At 54.9% G+C, this 21,987-nt stretch carries 25 protein-coding genes and 3 tRNA genes; 21 read left to right on the plus strand and 7 right to left on the minus strand.

Annotation, left to right across the window (positions count from 1 at the left end; all coding sequences use genetic code 11):
- The first annotated feature begins 51 nt into the window (after positions 1 to 51).
- From KFJ24_RS04710 to nadA, 14 genes are all read left to right on the plus strand, one after another.
- On the plus strand, positions 52 to 795 hold the full coding sequence (locus tag KFJ24_RS04710) for a YebC/PmpR family DNA-binding transcriptional regulator (protein WP_250829915.1): 744 nt from the start codon (positions 52 to 54) through the stop codon (positions 793 to 795).
- Between the two features lie 18 nt (positions 796 to 813).
- A complete protein-coding gene (ruvC, locus tag KFJ24_RS04715) occupies positions 814 to 1,341 on the plus strand; it encodes a crossover junction endodeoxyribonuclease RuvC (RefSeq protein ID WP_250829916.1) in 528 nt (175 codons plus the stop codon).
- Between the two features lie 30 nt (positions 1,342 to 1,371).
- Complete coding sequence (gene ruvA / locus KFJ24_RS04720) at positions 1,372 to 2,001, plus strand: Holliday junction branch migration protein RuvA (protein ID WP_250829917.1); 630 nt, start codon at positions 1,372 to 1,374, stop codon at positions 1,999 to 2,001.
- Positions 2,002 to 2,149: 148 nt separating this feature from the next.
- Entirely contained in the window at positions 2,150 to 3,181 is a 1,032-nt protein-coding gene (gene ruvB / locus KFJ24_RS04725; RefSeq protein ID WP_250829918.1) for a Holliday junction branch migration DNA helicase RuvB, read from the plus strand.
- Positions 3,165 to 3,635, plus strand: coding sequence for a tol-pal system-associated acyl-CoA thioesterase (gene ybgC, locus KFJ24_RS04730; RefSeq protein WP_250829919.1), 471 nt, complete (start codon positions 3,165 to 3,167; stop codon positions 3,633 to 3,635). The genes ruvB and ybgC overlap by 17 nt, the downstream gene beginning before the upstream one ends.
- A gap of 3 nt (positions 3,636 to 3,638) precedes the next feature.
- On the plus strand, positions 3,639 to 4,328 hold the full coding sequence (tolQ, locus tag KFJ24_RS04735; protein ID WP_350455565.1) for a protein TolQ: 690 nt from the start codon (positions 3,639 to 3,641) through the stop codon (positions 4,326 to 4,328).
- 33 nt (positions 4,329 to 4,361) lie between these two features.
- Complete coding sequence (tolR, locus tag KFJ24_RS04740) at positions 4,362 to 4,808, plus strand: protein TolR (RefSeq protein WP_250829920.1); 447 nt, start codon at positions 4,362 to 4,364, stop codon at positions 4,806 to 4,808.
- 22 nt (positions 4,809 to 4,830) lie between these two features.
- Positions 4,831 to 5,856 (plus strand): cell envelope integrity protein TolA, encoded by a 1,026-nt coding sequence (gene tolA, locus KFJ24_RS04745; protein WP_250829921.1) that lies wholly within the window; start codon positions 4,831 to 4,833, stop codon positions 5,854 to 5,856.
- Positions 5,857 to 5,893: 37 nt separating this feature from the next.
- Positions 5,894 to 7,186: a Tol-Pal system beta propeller repeat protein TolB gene (gene tolB / locus KFJ24_RS04750; RefSeq protein WP_250829922.1), complete on the plus strand. Its 1,293-nt coding sequence runs from the start codon at positions 5,894 to 5,896 to the stop codon at positions 7,184 to 7,186.
- Positions 7,187 to 7,252: 66 nt separating this feature from the next.
- The gene (gene pal / locus KFJ24_RS04755; RefSeq protein ID WP_250829923.1) at positions 7,253 to 7,822 is read left to right on the plus strand and encodes a peptidoglycan-associated lipoprotein Pal; all 570 of its coding nucleotides are present in this window, start codon (positions 7,253 to 7,255) and stop codon (positions 7,820 to 7,822) included.
- Between the two features lie 24 nt (positions 7,823 to 7,846).
- The gene (gene ybgF / locus KFJ24_RS04760) at positions 7,847 to 8,620 is read left to right on the plus strand and encodes a tol-pal system protein YbgF (protein ID WP_250829924.1); all 774 of its coding nucleotides are present in this window, start codon (positions 7,847 to 7,849) and stop codon (positions 8,618 to 8,620) included.
- A gap of 84 nt (positions 8,621 to 8,704) precedes the next feature.
- A tRNA-Lys gene (locus tag KFJ24_RS04765) sits at positions 8,705 to 8,780 on the plus strand.
- A 71-nt stretch (positions 8,781 to 8,851) separates the two neighbouring features.
- Positions 8,852 to 8,927: transfer RNA gene (locus KFJ24_RS04770), tRNA-Lys, on the plus strand.
- Positions 8,928 to 9,120: 193 nt separating this feature from the next.
- A complete protein-coding gene (nadA, locus tag KFJ24_RS04775) occupies positions 9,121 to 10,182 on the plus strand; it encodes a quinolinate synthase NadA (protein ID WP_250829925.1) in 1,062 nt (353 codons plus the stop codon).
- A 45-nt stretch (positions 10,183 to 10,227) separates the two neighbouring features.
- Here the strand turns inward: nadA and KFJ24_RS04780 are convergent, their stop codons facing one another.
- The gene (locus KFJ24_RS04780) at positions 10,228 to 11,706 is read right to left on the minus strand and encodes a M48 family metalloprotease (protein ID WP_250829926.1); all 1,479 of its coding nucleotides are present in this window, start codon (positions 11,704 to 11,706) and stop codon (positions 10,228 to 10,230) included.
- A 165-nt stretch (positions 11,707 to 11,871) separates the two neighbouring features.
- Between KFJ24_RS04780 and KFJ24_RS04785 the strand changes: the two genes are divergently transcribed.
- Together KFJ24_RS04785 and KFJ24_RS04790 are read left to right on the plus strand one after the other, a co-directional pair.
- Positions 11,872 to 12,099, plus strand: coding sequence for a sulfurtransferase TusA family protein (locus tag KFJ24_RS04785; RefSeq protein ID WP_250829927.1), 228 nt, complete (start codon positions 11,872 to 11,874; stop codon positions 12,097 to 12,099).
- A 16-nt stretch (positions 12,100 to 12,115) separates the two neighbouring features.
- Entirely contained in the window at positions 12,116 to 13,195 is a 1,080-nt protein-coding gene (locus tag KFJ24_RS04790; protein WP_250829928.1) for an AI-2E family transporter, read from the plus strand.
- 7 nt (positions 13,196 to 13,202) lie between these two features.
- Here KFJ24_RS04790 and KFJ24_RS04795 read toward each other — a convergent pair whose 3' ends face one another.
- Positions 13,203 to 13,670 (minus strand): peroxiredoxin, encoded by a 468-nt coding sequence (locus KFJ24_RS04795; protein ID WP_250829929.1) that lies wholly within the window; start codon positions 13,668 to 13,670, stop codon positions 13,203 to 13,205.
- A 74-nt stretch (positions 13,671 to 13,744) separates the two neighbouring features.
- Here KFJ24_RS04795 and dapA point away from each other — a divergent pair, with 74 nt between their 5' ends.
- Genes dapA through KFJ24_RS04820 form a run of 5 tightly spaced genes read left to right on the plus strand, consistent with a single transcriptional unit; the run spans position 13,745 to position 18,300 of the window.
- Positions 13,745 to 14,623 (plus strand): 4-hydroxy-tetrahydrodipicolinate synthase, encoded by an 879-nt coding sequence (dapA, locus tag KFJ24_RS04800; RefSeq protein WP_250829930.1) that lies wholly within the window; start codon positions 13,745 to 13,747, stop codon positions 14,621 to 14,623.
- Between the two features lie 35 nt (positions 14,624 to 14,658).
- Positions 14,659 to 15,756 carry an outer membrane protein assembly factor BamC gene (gene bamC, locus KFJ24_RS04805; RefSeq protein ID WP_250829931.1) on the plus strand — a complete coding sequence of 366 codons (1,098 nt, stop codon included), beginning with the start codon at positions 14,659 to 14,661 and terminating at the stop codon, positions 15,754 to 15,756.
- A gap of 45 nt (positions 15,757 to 15,801) precedes the next feature.
- Positions 15,802 to 16,515 (plus strand): phosphoribosylaminoimidazolesuccinocarboxamide synthase, encoded by a 714-nt coding sequence (gene purC, locus KFJ24_RS04810; protein ID WP_250829932.1) that lies wholly within the window; start codon positions 15,802 to 15,804, stop codon positions 16,513 to 16,515.
- Between the two features lie 33 nt (positions 16,516 to 16,548).
- Positions 16,549 to 17,280, plus strand: coding sequence for a TIGR04219 family outer membrane beta-barrel protein (locus tag KFJ24_RS04815; RefSeq protein ID WP_250829933.1), 732 nt, complete (start codon positions 16,549 to 16,551; stop codon positions 17,278 to 17,280).
- A 12-nt stretch (positions 17,281 to 17,292) separates the two neighbouring features.
- A complete protein-coding gene (locus tag KFJ24_RS04820) occupies positions 17,293 to 18,300 on the plus strand; it encodes an NAD-dependent epimerase (RefSeq protein ID WP_250829934.1) in 1,008 nt (335 codons plus the stop codon).
- Between the two features lie 46 nt (positions 18,301 to 18,346).
- Here KFJ24_RS04820 and KFJ24_RS04825 read toward each other — a convergent pair whose 3' ends face one another.
- The 5 genes from KFJ24_RS04825 to KFJ24_RS04845 form a co-directional block, all read right to left on the minus strand.
- Positions 18,347 to 19,168, minus strand: a complete 822-nt coding sequence (locus tag KFJ24_RS04825) for an RluA family pseudouridine synthase (RefSeq protein ID WP_250829935.1) — start codon at positions 19,166 to 19,168, stop codon at positions 18,347 to 18,349.
- Positions 19,169 to 19,248: 80 nt separating this feature from the next.
- Positions 19,249 to 19,325 (minus strand) — tRNA-Val (locus tag KFJ24_RS04830).
- Positions 19,326 to 19,380: 55 nt separating this feature from the next.
- Complete coding sequence (locus KFJ24_RS04835) at positions 19,381 to 20,331, minus strand: DMT family transporter (protein WP_250829936.1); 951 nt, start codon at positions 20,329 to 20,331, stop codon at positions 19,381 to 19,383.
- 153 nt (positions 20,332 to 20,484) lie between these two features.
- Complete coding sequence (locus KFJ24_RS04840; RefSeq protein WP_250829937.1) at positions 20,485 to 21,102, minus strand: YceI family protein; 618 nt, start codon at positions 21,100 to 21,102, stop codon at positions 20,485 to 20,487.
- Entirely contained in the window at positions 21,089 to 21,823 is a 735-nt protein-coding gene (locus KFJ24_RS04845; protein ID WP_250829938.1) for a CDP-alcohol phosphatidyltransferase family protein, read from the minus strand. Before KFJ24_RS04845 ends, KFJ24_RS04840 begins: the two co-directional genes overlap by 14 nt.
- Between the last annotated feature and the right edge of the window lie 164 nt (positions 21,824 to 21,987).

A 21,987-nucleotide genomic window follows, 5' to 3' on the forward strand; every position in this document is an offset into this window, starting at 1 on the left:
TGGGTGTGCCGGTGGTCGGCGCCCCACCTGGGCGATGGATGGAGTGGTTTTATGGCTGGTCATAGCAAATGGGCCAACATCAAACACCGCAAGGCGGCGCAAGACGCCAAGCGGGGCAAAATCTTCACCAAAATCATCCGGGAACTGACAGTCGCCGCCCGTCAGGGTGGTGGTAATCCTGAAGATAATCCGCGACTGCGTGCGGTAATCGACAAGGCTCTCACCGCCAATATGAAGAAGGACACCATCGAGCGTGCCGTGGAGCGGGGCGCTGGTGGTGGCGATGATACCAACTACGAAGAGCTTACCTATGAGGGCTATGGCCCCGGTGGTGTCGCGGTTTTCGTGGAAGTGATGACCGATAACAAAAACCGTACCGTGGCGGAAATCCGGCATGCCTTCAACAAGATGGGCGGCAATCTGGGTACTGATGGATCCGTGGCCTATCTTTTCAGTAAGCAGGGTATTATCAGCTATGGCCCGGATGTTTCCGAGGATTCGCTTATGGAGGCAGCCCTTAATGCCGGTGCCGAGGACCTCGCGGAACAGAGTGATGGTTCTTTCGAAATTGTAACCACGCCCGAGCAGTTTCTGGATGTTAAGGAGTCTTTGGTGGCCTCTGGCCTGAAACCCGACAATGCAGAGGTAACCATGGTGCCTGCCACGCGTGTCGAGCTGGATCGGGATGGCGCAGAAACTACGTTTAAGCTGATTGATATGCTGGAAGATCTGGATGACGTTCAGAACGTCTACTATAACGCCGATATTTCCGGCGAAATCATGGATTCGCTCTGACGCGACAGGGGTATCAATTTGGCGATCATTCTGGGCGTAGATCCCGGGTCGAGAATCACCGGCTTTGGCATTATCCGGGCAGAAGGTCGTAGCATAGAATACCTTGATAGCGGCTGCATTCGGGTGGGCGAAAAGCCGATGGCCGAGCGCCTGCAGACAATTTTCCACAGTCTTGCCACACTCATTGGCGAGTATCGTCCGGAAGAGTTCGCCATTGAGCAGGTGTTCATGGCGAGAAATCCGGACTCGGCACTGAAGCTGGGCCAGGCACGTGGTGCCGCTATTGTCAGTGCCGCCAACAGTGGACTTGCTGTTCACGAGTACTCCGCCCGCCAGGTCAAACAGGCGGTGGTCGGCAAGGGCGGGGCAGACAAGTCCCAGGTGCAGCATATGGTTCAGGCTCTGCTGTCTCTATCCCGAAAGCCTCAGGAAGATGCAGCGGACGCGCTTGCGATAGCCTTGTGCCATGCGCACATGAGTCAGAGTATTTTGCGGGTCGCTGGTGCCGGGGGTAAAGTCCGCAGCGGGCGAGTGCGACAACGATAACCTGCTCTCAGGAGCGACAGGAGATTCGCCTTGATTGGTCGTATCCGAGGAATTCTGATAGAGAAAGCGCCTGGTCAGGCATTGGTGGAATGCTCCGGACTGGGTTATGAGATTGATATTCCCTACACTACTTTTTTCCACCTTCCCGAAACCGGAGAGGAACTCATTCTTCATACCCATTTTGCGGTTCGTGAAGACGCCCAGAGTCTCTACGGTTTCGCATCCCGTCTGGACAGGGACCTGTTTCGACTGCTCATCAAGGTTAATGGTGTTGGCCCTAAACTCGCGGTCGGGATTCTCTCGGGCCTTGATGCCCAACAGTTCATTCGCTGCATCGAGGCACGTGACTTGAATGCCCTGGTCAAACTTCCGGGCGTTGGCAAAAAGACCGCTGAACGCCTGCTTATTGAAATGACGGATCGGATAGGGCAACTTGAGGGACAGTTTGTGCCCACGTCTCCGGGGACTTCCGGATCTGAAGCGGTCCCGACGGAAGTTTCCGCTCGCGGGCCAGGCGCGCGAGCGGAAGCCGAAGAGGCGCTTATCGCGCTGGGTTACAAGCCTCAGGAGGCAGCCAAGGCGATCAACAAGGTTGCGGAAGAGGGGATGTCCAGCGAAATTCTGATCCGTCTCGCTCTGCGTAATATGATACCGGCGTAATGACGCCAGTTTAATGTGTCGCCTGTATGGCGCCAAACGTGTAGAGAGCGTAACGTGACACGCTAGGGCCCGTTTGTACAATTGGGGCAACGTTAAACATAGGCGGGCGCACAGGCATGATGTTGATTCCCCAAAAACGGGTGATGCCATGATCGAATCCGACCGACTGATCTCAGCACGGGCCGGTGAATACGAAGAAGTACATGATCGGGCTATTCGCCCCACCTTGTTGGCTGAGTACGTTGGCCAGCCTGCGGTGCGGGAACAGATGGATATTTTCATCTCTGCGGCGCGTGGTCGCCAGGAAGCGCTGGACCATGTGCTGATTTTTGGCCCGCCGGGACTTGGCAAAACCACGCTTGCCAATATCATTGCAAACGAGATGGGGGTCTCAATCAAGACAACCTCCGGCCCGGTTCTTGAAAAGGCCGGTGATCTCGCCGCGCTGCTTACCAATCTGGAAGAGGGTGACGTTCTTTTTATCGACGAAATCCATCGTCTCAGCGCGGCGGTGGAAGAAGTGCTCTATCCAGCCATGGAAGACTACCAGCTGGATATCATGATCGGAGAGGGTCCTGCTGCCCGTTCTATCAAACTGGATTTGCCTCCCTTTACCCTGGTTGGCGCGACGACACGCGCCGGTCTGCTCACGTCCCCCTTGCGTGATCGTTTTGGTATTGTCCAGCGGCTCGAGTTTTATAACACCGAGGACCTTACCTCCATCATTGTGCGGTCCGCCCGGCTGTCTTCCGTGGATATTGATGAGACCGGGGCCTTTGAAATTGCCCGTCGGTCACGAGGCACTCCGCGAATTGCCAATCGTTTGTTGCGTCGGGTTCGGGACTTTGCTGAAGTTCGTGCGGACGGCCATATCAGCTCGGATATAGCCGATCAGGCGCTGAACATGCTCAAGGTTGATAGTCAGGGATTCGATCATATGGATCGTCGCCTGCTGCTTGCAATGATAGAGAAGTTTGATGGCGGTCCTGTTGGCGTTGAAAGCCTGGCCGCAGCGATCAGCGAAGAGCGGGGCACGATTGAGGATGTTCTGGAGCCCTTCCTGATTCAGCAGGGTTATATGATTCGGACACCGCGGGGCAGAATGGTAACCTCCAATGCCTACGAGCATTTTGGCGCTCTGGCGCCGAAATCCGGCAGGGAGGATGATCTTTTTGCTTGAGCAGGCAGCGGGCACCTTATTTGAGTTACCTGTCCGGGTTTACATTGAGGACACTGATGCCGGTGGTATCGTGTTTCATGCGAAATACCTTCATTACATGGAGCGCGCCCGTACCGAGTGGGTACGTAACTGTGGCGTGAGTTTGCGCGCGGGGCTGGTGGACAATATCAGTTACGTTGTGCAGCGAATGGCAATTCACTATTCCGTGCCGGCTCGTCTGGATGACCAGTTGCTTGTGACAGCGGAGCCGGTCGGATTTGGCAGAGTGTGGATGGGGTTTCGGCAGCAGGTATTCCGGGCTGATGATCGGAAATTGCTGTGTGAGGCAGACGTAAGGGTAGCATGTGTGGCGCTGGACACCGGTCGCCCCCGGCGTTTACCCGAAAGTATGCAGGAATTGCTCAAGAAAAGTATTCAAACCGTCGAAGCGAACAACAGAACAAGCCAGGAGTAAAAGGTGGAATCCGAAGTTTCAGTCTGGTATCTCGTTTCCAATGCCGGTGTGCTGGTACAGCTCGTTATGCTGTTGCTTGCATTGGCATCAATCATGTCCTGGGCCCTGATATTTCAGCGTCTGCAGGTCTTCCGAAAAGCCAGGCGGGCTCAACTCGCCTTTGAGGAAAGGTTCTGGTCAGGCATGGACCTGGGGCAGCTTTATCGGGAGGTGAATGCCGAGCCGACGCCTTTCTCCGGAATGGAGTCTGTATTCCGTGCAGGGTTCAAGGAGTTTTCCCGTCTTCGTCAGCAGAGTCGCGACGCTGACGCCGTTATGGAAGGTTCGCAAAGGGCGATGAGGGTAGCATTCTCCCGGGAGCAGGAGCGTTTGGAAACGCATCTTCCGTTCCTGGCCACTGTCGGTTCAACGAGTCCTTACATAGGCCTGTTCGGCACTGTCTGGGGCATTATGAACTCGTTCCGCGGTCTGGCCCAGGTGCAACAAGCTACCCTGGCAACGGTAGCGCCCGGCATCTCCGAGGCCTTGATCGCAACCGCCATGGGCCTCTTTGCGGCCATTCCGGCGGTGATTGCCTACAACCGTTTTTCTGCTATGTCTGATGCGCTGCTCAAGAACTACGAAACCTTTGCTGAGGAGTTTTCAAGCATTTTGCACCGGCGGGTACATAGCAGTGAAAAGAGTTCGGCATAATGGCCTTTTCCTCAAAGACCGGAGCATAACGCTATGAAAGGCATGGGAATGATGCCGGAACATCGGCGTAAGCCGATGTCGGAGATAAACGTCGTACCTTACATTGATGTGATGTTGGTGCTCCTGGTGATTTTCATGGTCACTGCACCAATGCTTACTCAGGGTGTGAAAGTAGATCTTCCGGAAACAACGTCCGATCCCATCCAGGCTGATAAGGATGTGGAGTCCATTGTTGTATCGGTAGACACCAATGGGGCGTATTACGTTGAAATTGGGGACGAAGGCAGCGACCCAATGTCGTTGGGGGAGCTGCGCGAGAAGGTCACCAAGATCCTGTCCCAGAGGGCTGCTAGCGAGATACTGGTGCGCGGCGACGAGCATGTTGAGTATGGAATCGTGGTTCGGCTTATGGCGGAATTGCAGGGTGCGGGGGCGACCAGTATCGGTTTGATTACCGAATCGCCTTTGGACGAGAAGTGATACCGGTGCAGGCAGGGTTGTTGTGAAAGGTCATGAGCGTGAAGTAACCAGCACCGGGACGCCGCCGTGGAAATCGCCGGTTGCGTTGTCGGTAGCGTTGCATCTGCTGATTATTGGCATTGCGTTGGCAGGGTGGACCTGGACCAGTCCCGATCATGAGCCACCGCCCCGAAGTATTTCGGCGAGATTGATCTCTCAGCAACCAGAGCCAAGCCCTGTAGTGGAACCTGTCGATCAATCTGATCGTGAGGAAGAGCGAAGGGCCGAGGAGCAAAAGCGCGAGGCAGAAGAGCGGCGACAGGAAGAAGCTCGCAAGGCGGCTGAGCAAAAAGCCCGTGAGCTGGCTGAACAAAAAGCCGAAGAGGAACGTAAGCGTAAGCAGGCTCTGGCCCAAAAGCGTAAAGAGGAAAAGGCTAAAGCAGAAGAAGAGGCCGCGCGTCAGAAGGCTGAAGCGGAAGCCAAGGAACGCCAGCGTAAGAAGGCTGAAGAAGAGAAGCGAAAACAGGAAGAGGCAAAACGGAAGGCGGAGGAAGAACAGCGCCGTCTGGAGGAGCAGCGTAAGCGGGAAGAAGCCGAGCGCAAGAAACGGGAAGAAGAGGCCCGCAAGGAGGCAGAGCGAAAGCGGCAGGAGGCTGAGCGTCGTCTGAAAGAACAGCAGTTGGAAGCGCTGGCAGACGAGGCGGAGAAAGCCAAGCAGGCCGAAGCCCAGAGGCAGGCCCAGGCGGCCGCCGCACGAGCCCGGGAAGCGCAGATGCTGACGGAAAGCGAAAAATATCAGGCGCTTATCCGCGAACGGCTGAAGAACGCATGGTATTTGCCATCTTCGGCTACCGAAGACATGGTGGCCCGGCTGCAAATAACGTTGTTACCAACCGGCGAACTGGCAGATGTAAGACTTGTCAGTAGCAGTGGTAATACCGCATTCGACAATTCGGCTTTGAGTGCTGTGAGAGGTGTCGGTCGCTACCCGATTCCGGACGAGCGGGATACGTTTGAGCGGTATTTCCGTCAGTTCGAGATTGAATTCAACCCGCGCCGTTTGAGATAAGTAAGCGGACAACACAATGACCTATCGGATTCGTACTATGCCGTTACGCAGATTACTCGCAACCGTGGTCCTTTTTTCTCTGGCAGCGGCCTCTGCCCATGGTGAGTTGTTGATAAGGATTACCGAGGGCGCTGACTCGGCTATTCCCATTTCGGTTGTCCCGTTCGCTGAGAGCGGAGCGATTCCTCCCGGGGACAAAGTCAGTAATGTGGTTCAGAGCGATCTCACTATGAGTGGGGAATTTCGCACGCTGTCACCTGAAAAAATGCTGAGCCTGCCGTCCAAACGTGAGGAAGTCTTTTTCCGAGACTGGCGACTATTAGGGCAGCGTTATGTCCTGGTGGGCGGGCTGACAAGAAGCGCTGATCGTGTTCAGGCTCGCTATGAGCTCTTCGATGTAAACACCGAAGAGAGGATTCTGGGTGAAACTGCGGCAGCCCCCGCGTCCAATATGCGATCGCTCGCTCATCACATCAGCGATAAGGTGTATGAGGCGATTACCGGCGTCCGGGGCGCTTTCTCGACCAAGCTGGCCTATATCACCCTCGACACGTTTAACGGCAAGCCAAGGTATCGTCTGCAGGTGAGTGACGTCGACGGCAAGCGAGCGCGAATACGGCTGGAAAGCGAGGAACCGCTGCTCTCGCCCGCCTGGTCACCGGACGGTAAAAAGCTTGCTTACGTATCGTTTGAGACTGGTAAGCCAGTAATTTTTGTTCACGAGCTGTCGAGCGGCAAGCGTACCAAAATCGCAGATTTTCCCGGTCTCAATTCGGCGCCGGCATGGTCTGAGGACGGTCGGTCAATACTGATGACCCTGTCGAAGGATGGCAACGCTGAAATATACCGGATGGATTTGCAGAATCGGCAACTGACCAAGCTTACAAGCCATTGGGCCATTGATACCGAAGCGAGCTGGGATCATACCGGAGAAGGCTTGTTTTTCACCTCGGATCGGTCCGGTGGACCGCAGATCTATCATAAGAAAAGTACAGGCGCAGAGCCGAGACGTATCACGTTTGGCAGTCGTTACAATGCCCGCCCAAGGCCGGACAACGATGGTAAATATGTTTACTACGTGCATCAGCGGGACAGGGCATTCCATATTGCCAGAACCAATTTGAAAAACGGTGAAGAGACCGTCCTCACCCGGACAGAATCCGATGAATCTCCGAGTGTTTCGCCCAATGGCCGAATGCTGATCTATGCCACAAAACACGGCGGCAGCAGCGTGCTTACCGTGATTTCGGCCGATGGAGGGGCTGCCTACAGCCTGCCGGCGTCGGAAGGGGATGTGCGCGAACCTGCATGGGGGCCGCTGGCTCGCTAGCAACTGGCCCGGTGTCGCCTGTTTAGTTCTTAAGGACACAAGTCAACCAACTGAAAGGAAATGATTATGAAATTGTCAGCTCAAACCAAGGTATTTGCACTGTTGCTGTCTGTCGGTCTTTTCGCCGGCTGTAGTTCTACAGGTGAAACGGTCGATGGAGGCGCCTATGGCTCTGACGTTGAACCGATTGACCAGGAAGGTGGCTCCACTGTATACGGCGGTGATGACGAGGGCGGTGTTTCTTCCTCAGCGCTGACGGAAGAAGAGCGGATGGCAGCCCAACAGCGGGCTGAACAGGACGCACTGCGTGATATCACGACGTTCTATTTCGACTTCGACACCGCGGAAATCAAGCCAGAGGCTCGTGATGTTCTGGTCGCTCATGCACAGTTCCTGTCTGCCAACCCCGGCCAGCAGGTTCGCCTGGTAGGCCATGCCGATGAGCGCGGTACCAAGGAATATAACCTGGCATTGGGAGAGCGTCGTGCCAATGCTGTCCAGCGCTTCCTGATCGTGAACGGTGCTTCACGTGGCCAGATGGAAACCGTAAGCTATGGTGAAGAAAAGCCGGCGGTCATGGGTTCCACTGAAAGTGCCTGGGCCCAGAATCGTCGTGTGGAACTCGTGTTCGAGTAAACCCACCTGAAGTCAGGAATTACCATGAGAAAACGACTCATGGCGACAGTGGCTCTCTCGCTTGCCTTCGGGCAAGCGGGCGTGGCCCTGGCGCAGTCATCTACGCCCGCTTTCCAGTCTAACGCCTCGGAAGCACAGCGAAAGGCTAACAGCAGTCAGGCCACTGCCGAGCTGTTCTACATGATTCAGCAATTGCAGGGAGAGGTGCGCCGCCTGCAGGGCCAGGTGGAGGAGCAAAGGCATCTTATCAACCGTCTGCAGGAGCAGGGCAGAGACCGCTATATCGATCTTGATCAGCGTATTCTGGACCTTTCTGAAAAGGTATCGACGAAAGCCGCAGCGCCTGCAAGCGGATCCGGGGCGGAAGACGGCGGCGCCAGTGCCGGGATGGTCGCAAAGGAATACCGTCAGCCCGATGCTGAAGAGCGGGAGGCCTACGGGCAGATTCAGGATCTGATCCGGAATCAGAAGAAGTACGACGAGGCGATCAGCCGGCTGTATGAGTTTATCGACAAGTACCCGGAGGGCGATCTGACAGTCAATGCCTATTACTGGCTGGGTGAGGTCTATCTCGTCAAGCCCCAGCTTGAACAGGCCAAACAGGCGTTTACCATCGTGGCTACCCGCTATCCGGACCACCGCAAAGCGCCGGATGCAGTCTATAAGCTTGGTGTTACTCTTGATCGACTGGGTGAGAGCCAGGATGCCAGAAGACGAATGGAAAGCGTAGTAAAAGACTATCCGAACAGCAGTGCTGCCAAACTTGCCCGAAAGTTTCTGGAGTCTGATAAAGGCTGAGGAACAGCCATGGCAAAAATGTTGAGAAACCTGGAAAAAGGGGTTGATCAACGCCGAAAAATCATTACTATATGCGCCTCGTTTGGGTCGTTAGCTCAGTTGGTAGAGCAGTTGGCTTTTAACCAATTGGTCGAAGGTTCGAATCCTTCACGACCCACCAAATTTGAGATCCGGAAGTGTGCTGAGTCACTTCGGGATCGATCAGGGTCTCAGGCGCTGGTCAGTAGTTGCGGGTCGTTAGCTCAGTTGGTAGAGCAGTTGGCTTTTAACCAATTGGTCGAAGGTTCGAATCCTTCACGACCCACCAAATAACAGAAGCCTTAAAGGTTTTTGTGAAAAAAAGAGCCTCCGGGCTCTTTTTTTTTGCGTATACGTTCTTACCTACTCGGAGAGGTCTCTCAATTCCCGTTCAGAGGTTCGTTACAGGCTGGTTTCAGGACCATGAAAACAGGGTTTGAAATGATATACTCCAAAAGACAATGCAACACAGAGACGCAGTAATGACACGAGCTGAAGATCGTATCCTTGTTCATGAACACCTTGCTCATGCCGCTGAGCCAAAACCGCTCAGTGCTGAAGAAAAGGCTGACCTGGAGGCCCGCATCAAGGCGAGCCTGAAGGCCAGGGATGCAGTCCTTGTGGCTCACTACTACACCGATCCGGATCTTCAGCGTCTGGCCGAGGAAACCGGTGGCTGTGTCGCGGATTCTCTTGAAATGGCTCGCTTCGGTAACCAGCACCCTGCGTCCACAGTTGTGGTCGCCGGTGTGCGTTTTATGGGAGAAACTGCCAAGATTCTTAATCCGGAAAAACGGGTACTGATGCCAACGCTGGAGGCTACCTGTTCCCTGGATGTAGGGTGCCCGGCAGATGAATTTGCAGAGTTCTGTGATCAGCACCCGGACAGAACGGTTGTCGTTTATGCCAACACCTCAGCAGCTGTGAAGGCGAGGGCAGACTGGGTTGTAACGTCCAGCTGCGCCCAGGCTATCGTGGAAGACCTGGACGCTCGTGGTGAAAAAATCCTCTGGGCACCGGATAAGCACCTTGGGCATTACGTTCAGAAGACGACGGGTGCTGATGTGTTGTTGTGGGATGGTTCCTGCATTGTCCATGAAGAGTTCAAGTACCGAGGACTTGAAGACCTTAAAGCCCTCTATCCTGACGCCGCGGTGCTGGTTCATCCGGAATCTCCGGACGCAGTGGTAGAAATGGCGGATGTGGTGGGTTCAACCTCGCAGCTGATTCACGCTGTTCAGACGCTGCCAAACGAGAAATTCATCGTCGCGACCGATAACGGCATCTTCTACAAGATGCAGCAGTTGGCGCCGAACAAGACGCTGATTGAAGCGCCGACCGCCGGTAACGGCGCGACCTGTCGCAGCTGTGCTCACTGCCCCTGGATGGCGATGAACGGCCTTGAGAATCTTTTGCATGTTTTGGAAAGCGGCGACCAGGAAGTTCTGGTTGATGAGGAACTTCGGAAAAAGGCGCTCAAGCCCCTGAGGCGGATGCTGGATTTCACCTCGAACATGAACCTCAAGGCAGCTGGCAACGCTTGAGATTGCTGGGGGGAAGATTATGGAAAGTTGGGGCTGTCCTTCTACCTAGCTGTTCCTCCTGGCATTCAGTCGGCTGGTTATTTCGGCCAGCCTTTCGGTAACGACCTGGCGTTGCGGTGAGCCTGCCGGAAGTTTTTCCTGGGCTTGTCTGAGTTGTCGCTGGGCTGATTCCAGATCTCCCATCAGTGCGTAGTATTCTGCCCGCGCCCGGTGCACACCGACGATATTCCGTGCCATGCCTTCAGCCTCGGCAAGCGTTAGCCAGAGGTGTTCCTGTGCGGGCAGCTGTCTGGCGAGTTGCTGCAGGTGTTCCGCGGCGGCAACACCGTTCCCGTCAGCGATTTCAGTCTGCGCTAGTGTGAACGTAATCGGGTAATTGCCCGGATTTCGTGCCAGCGCTTCTTGCAGAAGTTTTCTGGCCTCTCCGAGGCGTTTCTGGTCAATCAGGACCTCTGCCAGGGTTACCTGAAAGGTAATGCGGCCGGGATTCCGCGAAAGCAGGTCTTTCAGGACATCTGCCGCCTTGTCCGGCTGGCCATTTTCCAGGTAAGCGACAGCGAGGCCGTAGCGAATAGCGTCGTTTCGTTTGGCATCAGGACGGTTAAGATAGGCTTCAAAGGTTTGCATTGCGACTTCGGGGGAAGATGCGTAATGCACCTGAAGCCGGCTACGAATCAGGTGGTACTCCTGGCCGTCAGGAATGTCCTGCTGGGGGTATTGTTCCGCGCGGTTTCGTGTGTCGGATACCCGGCTCTGGGTCAAAGGGTGGGTGGAAAGGTACTCCGGAACCTGGTTCCCCTGTAGCCGGTTCTGGCGCATCATGATCTCGAACATTTCCGGCATTCCCCGCGGATCCATGCCAGCTGTCGCCAGGATGTCCAGGCCAACCCGGTCTGCTTCCTGTTCGTTGGACCTGCTATAGGACAGCATGTTCTGCACGGCAAGGGCCTGAGTGCCTGCAATAGCGGCTATTCCGATGTCAGACTGAGTCACCGCAGACAACACGATGCCGGCAATCATGCCTGCGAGCGTGAGGGGGGCGCTGGTTTCCTGTTGTTCCAGCCGTCGCGCAAAATGGCGCTGACTGAGGTGGGCAAGTTCGTGAGCGAGTACCGAGGCAAACTGCTGCTCGGTGGCGGCGTTGAGAAACAGGCCTCCGTTTACACCGACAATGCCCCCGGGCACGGCAAAGGCGTTAATCGCAGGGCTGTCGATGAGGGCAAGTGTCAGATTCCTGTTCTGCAGCGGGGCAGAGGGGACGAGTCGGTAAATGATTGCACTGAGGTAGTCGTAGACCAGCGGGTCGGTAATTCTCGGTGCGGATCGGCGTATGGAAACCATCACCTGCTGGCCAATGTCGGATTCCTGCTGGCCCGAGATGAGACCTCCGCCACTGCCGCCAATGCTGGGTAATCGGGTTTCCTGTGCAATTGCAGGTGAATAAACCGTCGCTAGGCTGATGGCCAGAAAACAGGCCCGGATTAGCCTGCGGGTTTGGTAAAACCTGGTTTTGGACACTTTCATGTAATGCAGTTTGCCTTTGCTTCGAACCGTTTGTGTGACAGCAGGTTACGATAAAAAGTTCTGAACTTCTGGTTAAACACGATTGTGGTGCAATACATTATCACTGTCGGCATAATGCGTGCCTGTTAAATCCGCTTACTGTTATTGCAATGGTGTCCCTTTTTTATGGCTGACCGTACTCTGGATGCTTCCGGGCTTCGTTGCCCGATGCCCCTGCTGAAAACCAAGCTGGAACTCAATAACATGTCACCCGGAGAGGAGCTTGAGGTTATTGCCACGGATGCCGGCTCTGCCCGTGATATTCCTGCGTTTATTGAGCTTTCCAGGCATCAGCTCCTGACTTCCTCGGAAGCTCATGGTCAGTACCGGTTTATGATAAAGTGCGGCGGTTAATCTTTCGGAGACACCAATGATCAGGATATTACGCGGTCTTGCGCACAAATACTTTTCAGATGAAGAAGCGGTCATTCTTTTTCTGATTCTTGTGACGGGAACGATTTTTGTTATCTGGTTTGGGGCCATGCTTGCGCCGGCCATTGCCTCCCTGATTGTGGCTTTCATCCTTCAGGGGCTTGTTACCAAACTGAACGGGCTGGGCCTGCCTGAGCCGATTTCCATCATTGTGGTCTTCCTGGTGTTTCTCGGGGTGCTGGTCGGATTTATTTTTGGCCTGTTGCCGTTGATATGGACCCAGGTCAGCAACCTGGCAGGCGAAACCCCACGGATTTTCAGAGAATTGCAGTCCTACCTTGAGCTACTGCCGGAAGAATACCCCCAGCTGGTTTCTGCGGAGGCGGTGAATACGCTGTATCAGCAGGTCTCTACGGAAGTGGGGCACATGACACAGTGGCTGGTGTCGTTTTCGCTCTCAAGTATTCCGGATCTCGTGGCGCTTCTGATCTATATGGTGCTGGTGCCTATTCTGGTGTTCTTTTTCCTCAAGGACCGGGAAGTGTTGCTTAGCGCAATTTCGCGTCTTTTACCCTCCCAGCGCCCAATGATGTTCAGGATCTGGCATGAGGTGAATCTTCAATGCGCCAATTACGTCCGGGGTAAGGCCCTTGAGATTCTGATTGTTGGGGGTGCCACCTATATTGGGTTCAAGTTCCTTAGTATGCCCTATGCCGCGCTTCTGTCCTTGCTGGTGGGGTTGAGTGTAGTAATTCCCTACATTGGGGCCGCAGTCGTCACGATTCCGGTTGCCGTTATTGGATTGTTTGCCTTTGGCTGGGGCAGTCATTTCATCTGGGTCATGGCGGTATACGGCATTATCCAGGCGCTTGATGGCAATGTTCTCGTGCCGGTCCTGTTCTCGGAAGTGAACAATCTACACCCGGTAGCGATTATTGTGGCGGTATTGTTTTTCGGGGGCATCTGGGGGCTTTGGGGCGTGTTCTTCGCAATTCCATTGGCAACCATGCTCAAAGCAGTATTCTCCGCATGGCCGGTAAAGGAATCCGCACCTCCACCGACCGCCGGGCAACCTTGATGCGTGATCAGAGGGCTTTGACTGCCTCGAGCACTTCGTCGGCATGGCCCTTAACCTTGACCCCACGCCACTCCTTTCGCAGAGTACCTTTCGAATCAATCAGGAAGGTGCTGCGCTCGATACCCATATGTTCTTTTCCGTACAGTTTCTTGAGCTTGATGACGTCAAATAATTTGCACAGTGTTTCGTCTTTATCTGAAATCAGGTGGAATGGAAACTCGTACTTCGCTCTGAAGTTCTCGTGAGCTCTCAGGCCGTCGCGGGAAACACCAAAGATCTCGGTATCCAGTTCGGCGAACTCCTTCATCCGGTCACGAAAGTCCTGACCTTCGGTTGTGCAGCCGGGCGTGTTGTCTTTAGGGTAGAAATAAATCACCACATTTTGCCCCCGAAGATCCGCCATACGTATGGTTTGATCTCCGGTGGCCGGCACTTCAAAGTCCGGCACAGTTTTGTTCAGTTCGACGGATGACATGACATCTCCTTTAATTCCCTTGTGTCAGTTCGTGCCCAACATTACCATATCGGTTTTATTCGGACGGAGCTTTTATGATTACGGGTAGCCTTGTCGCACTGGTCACACCCATGCATCCCAACGGTGACATTCACTGGGAGGAGCTGGATAGACTGGTGGACTTTCATATTGAAAACGGCACGCACGGCATTGTTGCTGTGGGCACCACCGGCGAATCTGCAACCCTGGACCCCAAAGAGCATTGCCAGGTTGTCGGTCACATCATAAAACGCGTTGATGGCCGAATTCCCGTAATCGCGGGCACCGGCGGTAACAGTACGCGTGAAGCGATTGAACTGACCACCGAAGCTCACAAACTGGGTGCCGACGCCTGTCTGCTTGTTGTTCCTTACTACAACAAACCGACTCAGGAAGGTTTGTATCAGCATTTCAAGGCTATCGCAGAGGCGGTGCCGGGCATGAAGCAGATGCTGTACAACGTTCCGGGTCGAACCGCTTGTGACATGCTCAACGAAACGGTGCTCCGTCTGGCTGACATACCAAACATTGTCGCGATCAAGGATGCCACCGGGAATATCCCCCGGGGCGCTGAACTGATCGAAGCGCTGGATGGTCGTCTGGCCGTGTATTCTGGTGATGACGCCACTGCGGCGGAGTTGATGCTGGCCGGAGGCAAAGGGAACGTTTCCGTAACGGCTAACGTTGCTCCTAAAGGTATGTCACAGCTCTGTGAAGCCGCTATTGCCGGCAATCGTGAGGAGACCGAGCGTCTGAATGAGCTGCTCATGCCACTGAACCGGAAGTTGTTCCTTGAGGCGAACCCGATTCCGGTCAAGTGGGCACTGCATCATATAGGGTTGATCAGTGAGGGTATTCGTCTGCCACTGACGCCTCTGAGCGAGAAATTCCATGGCGAAGTCGAAGACGCTCTGAAAGCCTCAGGTGTGCTCTGAGTTTGTTGAAATCATCTCTGACCCGGAGTAACCCGATGTCGGTTCTTCAAAGAACCCGTAGTACCCTGTCTGCCAAATATCTGGTTCTCTCATCCGGACTGTTGTTTTTGACAGCAGTCTCCGGGTGCGGCGTGATGGAAGACCGTTCCGAGCGCTATGTGAACGCAAAAGAAGGTGAGTCTCTTCAGTTGCCGGAGAGTGCAGACGAATCCCGTTTCAGCCAGAAGATGCCCGTTCGCGATATTTCCGTGGCGGACGCCAGCAAAATGTATCCGTCCGATATTCCGCGTCCGCCCGACATGACCTCGGAGATTCTCGAGGAAAACTATGTTATCGAAGAGCTCGATGGGCGTGTCTGGTTGCTGGTGAACGATGTGCCCGGTCGTATCTGGCCTGCTGCCAACGCCTATATGGCAGACCGGGGACTGGGTGTTGAATACGATAGTCCCCAGCTCGGACTGTTGCAGAGTGAACTTGTAAACTTCAGCAAGCGGGCCCGTCAGCTGGTTGAGCTGACCGACGATCCGAGCGCCCGGGAGCCGGAGGTTGTCCTCCAGGTGCGAATGGCGCCCGGCGTCCGGCGCAAGACAACTGAGGTTCAGGTTCGTAGACTGTCGAAAGACAGTCAGCCGGACGAACTTATTCCCTGGTCAGGTGTTACCGATCCGGGCCCGGATGCCCTGGCACTTCAAAAGCGGTTGCTTGCCGACATGGGTGAGTTCCTGAAAGCGAGGGAAGAGAACAAGTCGTTCTCCCGAGCTGCTTCCGGTATGGTCAGCACCCCGCTGGTCAAGCTCGTTTCTGAAAATGATGACGCCGTGGCGATCCGGATGTTCCTGGATTATGGCCGCTCATGGGCCGAAGTTAGCCGCTCACTGACCGAGGCGGGCATCGGCGTTGTCGATCTGAATCGCAGCGAAGGGTGGTTTTATGTTGATTTCCGGACGGAAGATGAGCGCGAATCCGGCTGGTTCGACTGGTTCAGCGACAAGGAAAAGCCCCAGCACACCCATACCATTACTCTGCAAGAGCATGCCGACGGAATCGTCATCACCGCAGAGCGGCTGGATAGCTACGACGGAGACCATGGCGCTCCGGACTTGCTGACACAACTTTTCGATTACCTATACTGATTCAGTGGGCGGCCGTTAAAACCGGCCCCACTTCGGAGACCTTTGATGGAAAAGCGGGAAGAGCTCTACGCGGGCAAGGCAAAATCGGTCTATAAGACCGACGATCCAGAACGGTTTGTCATGGAGTTTCGTGACGATACGTCTGCGTTCGACGGCGAAAAGAAAGAACAGCTGAGCCGAAAGGGCATGGTGAACAACAAGTTCAATGCCTTCATCATGGAAAAACTGGAAGCGGCCGGGGTGCCCACACACTTTGAGGGGCTTTTGTCTTCAACCGAATCGCTGGTCAAGAACCTGGATATGATTCCGGTGGAGTGTGTGGTCCGCAACGTATCTGCGGGCAGCCTTTGCCGTCGTCTGGGGGTTGAAGAGGGCCTGGAACTCAATCCGCCAACTTTTGAGCTGTTTCTCAAGAACGATGCACTGCATGATCCCATGGTCAATGAGTCTCTCGCTGTCAGCTTTGGTTGGGCAAAAACCGAAGAGCTCACACGTATGAAAGAGCTCACCTATCAGGTGAACGACGTGTTGAACGCCCTGTTTGCAGAAGCAGGCATGCTGCTCGTTGATTACAAGCTGGAATTCGGTCGCAGCGACGGTGACATTGTTCTGGGCGATGAATTCAGTCCCGACGGCTGCCGGATCTGGGATAAGGAAACCCGCAGGAAGATGGACAAGGACCGTTTTCGCCAGGGTCTGGGAGACGTGATTGAGACCTATGAAGAAGTCGGTCGCAGGCTTGGCATCCAGTTCGACTGATAGATAAAGACAACAATTGCAGAAAGGTGTTTTATGCGAAAACTGATGGTTGCTATGGGCGGTTCAATGATTCTGGCGGCGCCTTTGGCCCAGGCTGATGTGGTTGGTCTTGGCGCCAGCGTGAGCTACTGGGACTCTGAGCTGTCCGGCAAAGCGTCTGACAGCGGTGATGTCGTCGATGTCGAGAACAACCTTAATCTGGACAGTGACTCAAATGCCAATGCGTCACTGTACTTCGAACACCCGGTTCCCGTGCTGCCGAACGTACGCCTTAACTACACCCTGGTAGAGCAGAGTGGTCGGGGACAGTTGGATGCGGATTTCGGCGGAATCATTCTCGGTAGTGATGTTCAGTCCGATCTGGATCTCGAACAACTGGATCTTACTTTGTATTACGAAGTGCTGGATAACTGGGCGAACCTGGATTTGGGATTGACCGCCCGTGACCTGTCTGGAGAGTTGATCGTTCAGCAGGTTGGCGGAACGCAGGTAAGTAAAACCAAGATTGATGGTGTCCTTCCCATGGGTTACCTTGCTGCGCGCTTTGACCTGCCTCTAACAGGCGTCTCGCTCGGCGCCGAAGGGAACTTCATCAGCTTCGACGGCGACTCCATCCATGATTTCAACGCCTATGGCCAGTATGAAATCGCTGTTCTCCAGCTGCGCGCAGGATATCGTCAGATGTCGATCGATTATGAAGACGGCAACGAGCGTCTGGACGTGGACATCGACGGTCCATTTATCAGTGCAGGCGTAGCGTTTTAAGGAGCAGGAAACGTGAAGATTCTCGTCACCGGAACGGCCGGTTTTATAGGTTCTCACCTGGCCCATCGTCTGCTGGACAGGGGCGATGAGGTCATCGGCGTTGATAACGTCAATGACTATTACGATGTGAGCCTGAAAGAGGCCCGCCTTGAGCGATTGACCTGCAAGGCGGGGTTCACCGAGGTTCGCCAGGATATTGCTGATCGTGCCGCTATGGAGGCGCTCTTCGCCGAACATAAACCGGAGCGGGTAGTTCATCTGGCGGCACAGGCCGGCGTTCGCTATTCCATCGAGAATCCTCATGCCTATGTTGATGCCAACCTCGTGGGGTTCATGAATATCCTGGAAGGTTGTCGCCACAATAGCGTGAAGCATCTTGTGTACGCGTCCAGCAGCTCTGTCTATGGTGCCAACGAAACCATGCCATTCTCGGTACATGATAACGTTGACCACCCGCTGAGCCTTTACGCGGCTTCCAAGAAAGCCAACGAGCTGATGGCGCACACCTACAGCCATCTCTACAACCTGCCAACCACCGGGCTGCGATTCTTTACGGTCTATGGCCCGTGGGGCAGGCCGGATATGGCGCTGTTTATTTTCACCAAAAAAATTCTGGCCGGTGAGCCCATTGATGTCTTCAATCATGGTCATCACAAACGTGATTTCACCTACATTGATGACATCGTTGAGGGTGTAATCCGCACGCTGGATCATGTGGCCGAGCCCAATCCCGACTGGACCGGCGAGACCCCGGATCCCGGTACCGGTAAAGGCCCTTATCGCCTCTACAATATCGGCAGTAACAACCCGGTGGAATTGTCTCGCTTCATAGAGATTATTGAGGAGCAGGTCGGGAAGAAGGCCGAGAAAAACCTGCTGCCCCTGCAGCCGGGTGACGTGCCAGCCACCTACGCCAATGTCGATGATCTGATCACAGACGTGGGTTACAAGCCGTCAACGACCGTTGAGGAAGGTATCGCCAATTTTGTGGATTGGTATCGGGATTTTTACAAAGTCTGATTTGGCAGTCTAGCTGTACCTAAGGCCGGCGTTCTCGCCGGCTTTTTTATGGCTGCCCGGTCAGGTCGTTGAGGCGACCTGGCAGTTCAAAGGTTGCGCGCTGCCTGCTTAGTGGGCAGTCGAATTCGAGGGTACAGGCCAGTAGCTGCAAGGGTACCTTGGCAGGGTGGCCGTATAGTCGGTCACCGATAATCGGATGCCCGATGCCCGCCAGATGTCTGCGAATCTGGTGTTTTCGGCCAGTCTCGATAGCCACGAGGGCGAGACTGGTTTGGCTTTCCTCATTGATATGAAGAGTAGTCACGCGGCTCTTTGCGGATTTTCCGTCAACCAGGGCATCAATAAGCCGGTCAGAGGCCTCAAGGAGTCCCGTTACCCGGGCCTGGTAGTGCTTGGCCATAGTCCGGCCCGCAAAGCATTGGGACAGCGCTCCGGCTGCCTTGGAGTCGTGTGCAATCAGCATCAGGCCAGCGGCATCGGCATCCAGCCGGTGCACCAGGAAACAGTTGCGGGCAAGTTCAACCTCCGCATAACGCAACAGACTGCAGTGATCTCCCCACTGGGAGCCCTGTGCGAGCATGCCGTGTGGCTTGAACCATACTGAATAGCGTCCTCGATCCTCAAGCAATTCGGCGGCTTCCGGTTTGCGGGCAAGCACCACGTCGTCATAGAACAGCTGCAGCCGTGTTCCCGCCCGGGCTTCCCGTTTTGCTTTGCGAAGCCGGACCTGTTTGCCTTTGTGCGTCCACCAGCACGCCCCTTTATTCATGGCGTCCTTGATTCGCTGCTTTGGCAGCCCTGAGGCTGTCGCCAGGGCATCCACTGCGGTTTCGGTGTGGTCGAGGGTAAGGTCTATGGAGGTTCGCATGGGCGGTTCCGGAAAGTGGCCGGACATAAAAAAAGCCAGTTCTCACGTCGCCCGTAAGTCACTGACTTTCTTTGCAGGATTGGTAGGACCAGGCAGATTCGAACTGCCGACCTCTGCCATGTCAAGGCAGCGCTCTAACCAACTGAGCTATGGTCCTGTGTCCTGCAACGGGGACGCAATATACTGATTCTCCCGTATCCGGTCAACCACTTTTATGCGGTTTTCCGATTCCTCAGCCAGACCTTGAGTGCTTTGCTCAACACGCCCCAACGATTGACGATCAGCGCTGCGAAGATCAGCCCGCACCCACCCAATTGCATGGAGGTCATGGTTTCCCCAAACCACCCGGCGGCGAAAAGGGCTACCCATACCGGTTCCAGAACGAGAATAACGACACCATGGCTGCGTGCGGAAAGACTCTGGGCATAGGTCTGGGTCAGGAAACGCCCCGCGGTTCCAATGACGGCGCTGGCGAGTACCCACCAGATCAGCAAGGGGCCTGAGTCCGTGAAAGTTCCCTGCCAGGATTCCAGTATTACGGACTCTGTGAGTGTGACCAGACCTACGGTCAGCAACGCCAAAGCAGTAAGAGGTAACGCGGGAACCCGATGCTTTTGAACGGTTTCGCCACGTCGATTGGTGACGGTTCGCTGGTTAGCGGCGCGGGTATTGAGCGTGAAATAGAGGGCGAAAATCGACGCGGCGGCGACAAAGAACATCTGCCCGGGCTCGGGTTGAAAGCCGTTTCTCAGTGACAGCAGGGCAAGTCCGGCGACAGCGATCGGAATGGCCAGCCAGGTGCTTGGCGGTTGTTGCTCCTTGAAAACAAGCCTGGCGATGATGGGGACAATCACCACGCCGAGGCTGGTCAGAAAGGCGCCTTCGCCCATGCTGGTTCCGTGGAACAGTCCCATTACCCAGCAGCTCATGGCGACTCCGAATACTAACCCAACGCCAACGCTTCGGCGGATCTGGTCAACGCTCAGCCGCATCAGGGACCGGCGGGCGATAACGGCAAGCAACGAACCGGCGATCAGAAACCTTACCGCCATGAAAAGCAGAGGAGGCATTAACAGAACAGCCTCCTTGGAGAACATCCAGCTGATCGCGGCCAGAAGCGTAACGGCAACGAGTAGCAGGTCGGATTTATGTGTGTCAGACATTGAGGATTCGCGAAACCATCGGCCAGTGAGTCGGGAGAGCGGAACAATGTATAGTTTGCGAACTAAAAAATAAAGATAGTAAAACTGCCGAGGGTGTGGAGGCTCGTCCATGAGCCTTTATATGGTCAGCGCCGGGGCCGGGGAACCGCAACCTCAGAACCAGCCCGAATCCTTGTTCGCCTCGAATCCAAACTTCAGTGAGACTTCGTCGCCCACCAGAGCCGGGTCGAGACCATAGGTCATTCCCCAGGTACTTCTTTTCAGTGTTGTCGTGGCGGTGATACCCAGGGTGTAATCCTCATGTCCTATGGGATACACCGCAGCCTTGTTGAGTGTTACATCGAGTTCAACCGGATGTGTCTGGCCGAGCATGGTCAGATCACCGACCACTGTCCCGGTGTTTTCGCCGGTTGTTTCAAATGAGGTTACGGTGAAGGTGATTTGCGGGTATTGGCTGGTGTGGAGGAAATCATCTTTCCTCAGGTGGTCGTCTCGTTTTTCATGGTTGGTAAACACACTGTTGCTTTTGAATACCAGTTCGCCCGCGCTCAGCTCCTTTGTTTCCTCATCATAGACAAATTCCCCTTTGACTTCCCGGAACATGCCCATCACCGGGGCATACCCAATGTGCATGATTTCGAAGGCCATGGAGAAGTGTTCATCATCGACAACAAACTTCTCTGGCTCCGCAGTTGCCAGCGGAGAGGCAACGAGGGTTACGGCAAACAAGGCGCAAAGTGGAGATAATGAAGCTTTGCTAGACCATTTCATGGGAATAACTCCTTTGGTAGAGCCAGCGAACATCCACAAAGAAAGACCAGGCAAGCAGCATAAGCGCCGTTGCCAGCGTCGTGCTGGCGAATAGGGGAGAGACTGGCGGCAGAATGGCCACCATAAGTGTCACAATCTGCCAGACGCACACGGTTTTGCGTCGGAAGCTCTCTGGCAGGGGGTGGTTAAGCCATGCCCGGAAATGGGCGGCAGCAACAAAAACATATCGCATGAGACCCAGGGCAATTACCCAGATGCCGGCCTTCTCGAGCGCAATCACAGCGAGGCATAGTCCGAGGATCAGAAGCGCATCCAGTTCCATATCAAAACGGGCACCGAAAGCGGTTTGGGAGTCGGTCTTACGGGCGATTTTGCCGTCTACCCCGTCGAGAACGAGTGCGATCAATGCCGTTATACCGTACAGCCATAGGCCGGTGCCCATTTGCCCGCTGAAAGGCGCGACGGCGAAGAGTGAAATAACCATGGCCCCGCGCAGGAGGGTGGCTCGATTGGCCCATCCAAAGTCACGGCGTGCAGGCCAGTACTTAAGCACGCAAACACTGAGCCCGGCATACAGGCTACCAGCGAGTAACAGGGGCGCGTAGGGCAGTGCCCAAAGCCGAATAGCCCCGAGGCACAGTATCGTCGTGAGAGTCAGGCCCCAGGCCAGATCAAGCGAAGATGGAACTCCGGTTGATGCTGAATCTTTGTTAGGATCCATAAACAAGCTCCAGCGTATAGCTTTGCAGCGCCTGATCACGTCAGGCGGATCACACACCGGACAACGCGTTGTGTCCTGATGTGTTTACGATTCGCCAGCCCGGTCGGACTCTCCTGCCTCTGAGCAGTTTGCGCGCCGATTTTCCTCCGAGACACAGGGAGTGC

The organism is Marinobacter sediminum (assembly GCF_023657445.1).
In the GTDB taxonomy this organism is placed as follows: Bacteria; Pseudomonadota; Gammaproteobacteria; order Pseudomonadales; family Oleiphilaceae; genus Marinobacter; species Marinobacter sediminum_A.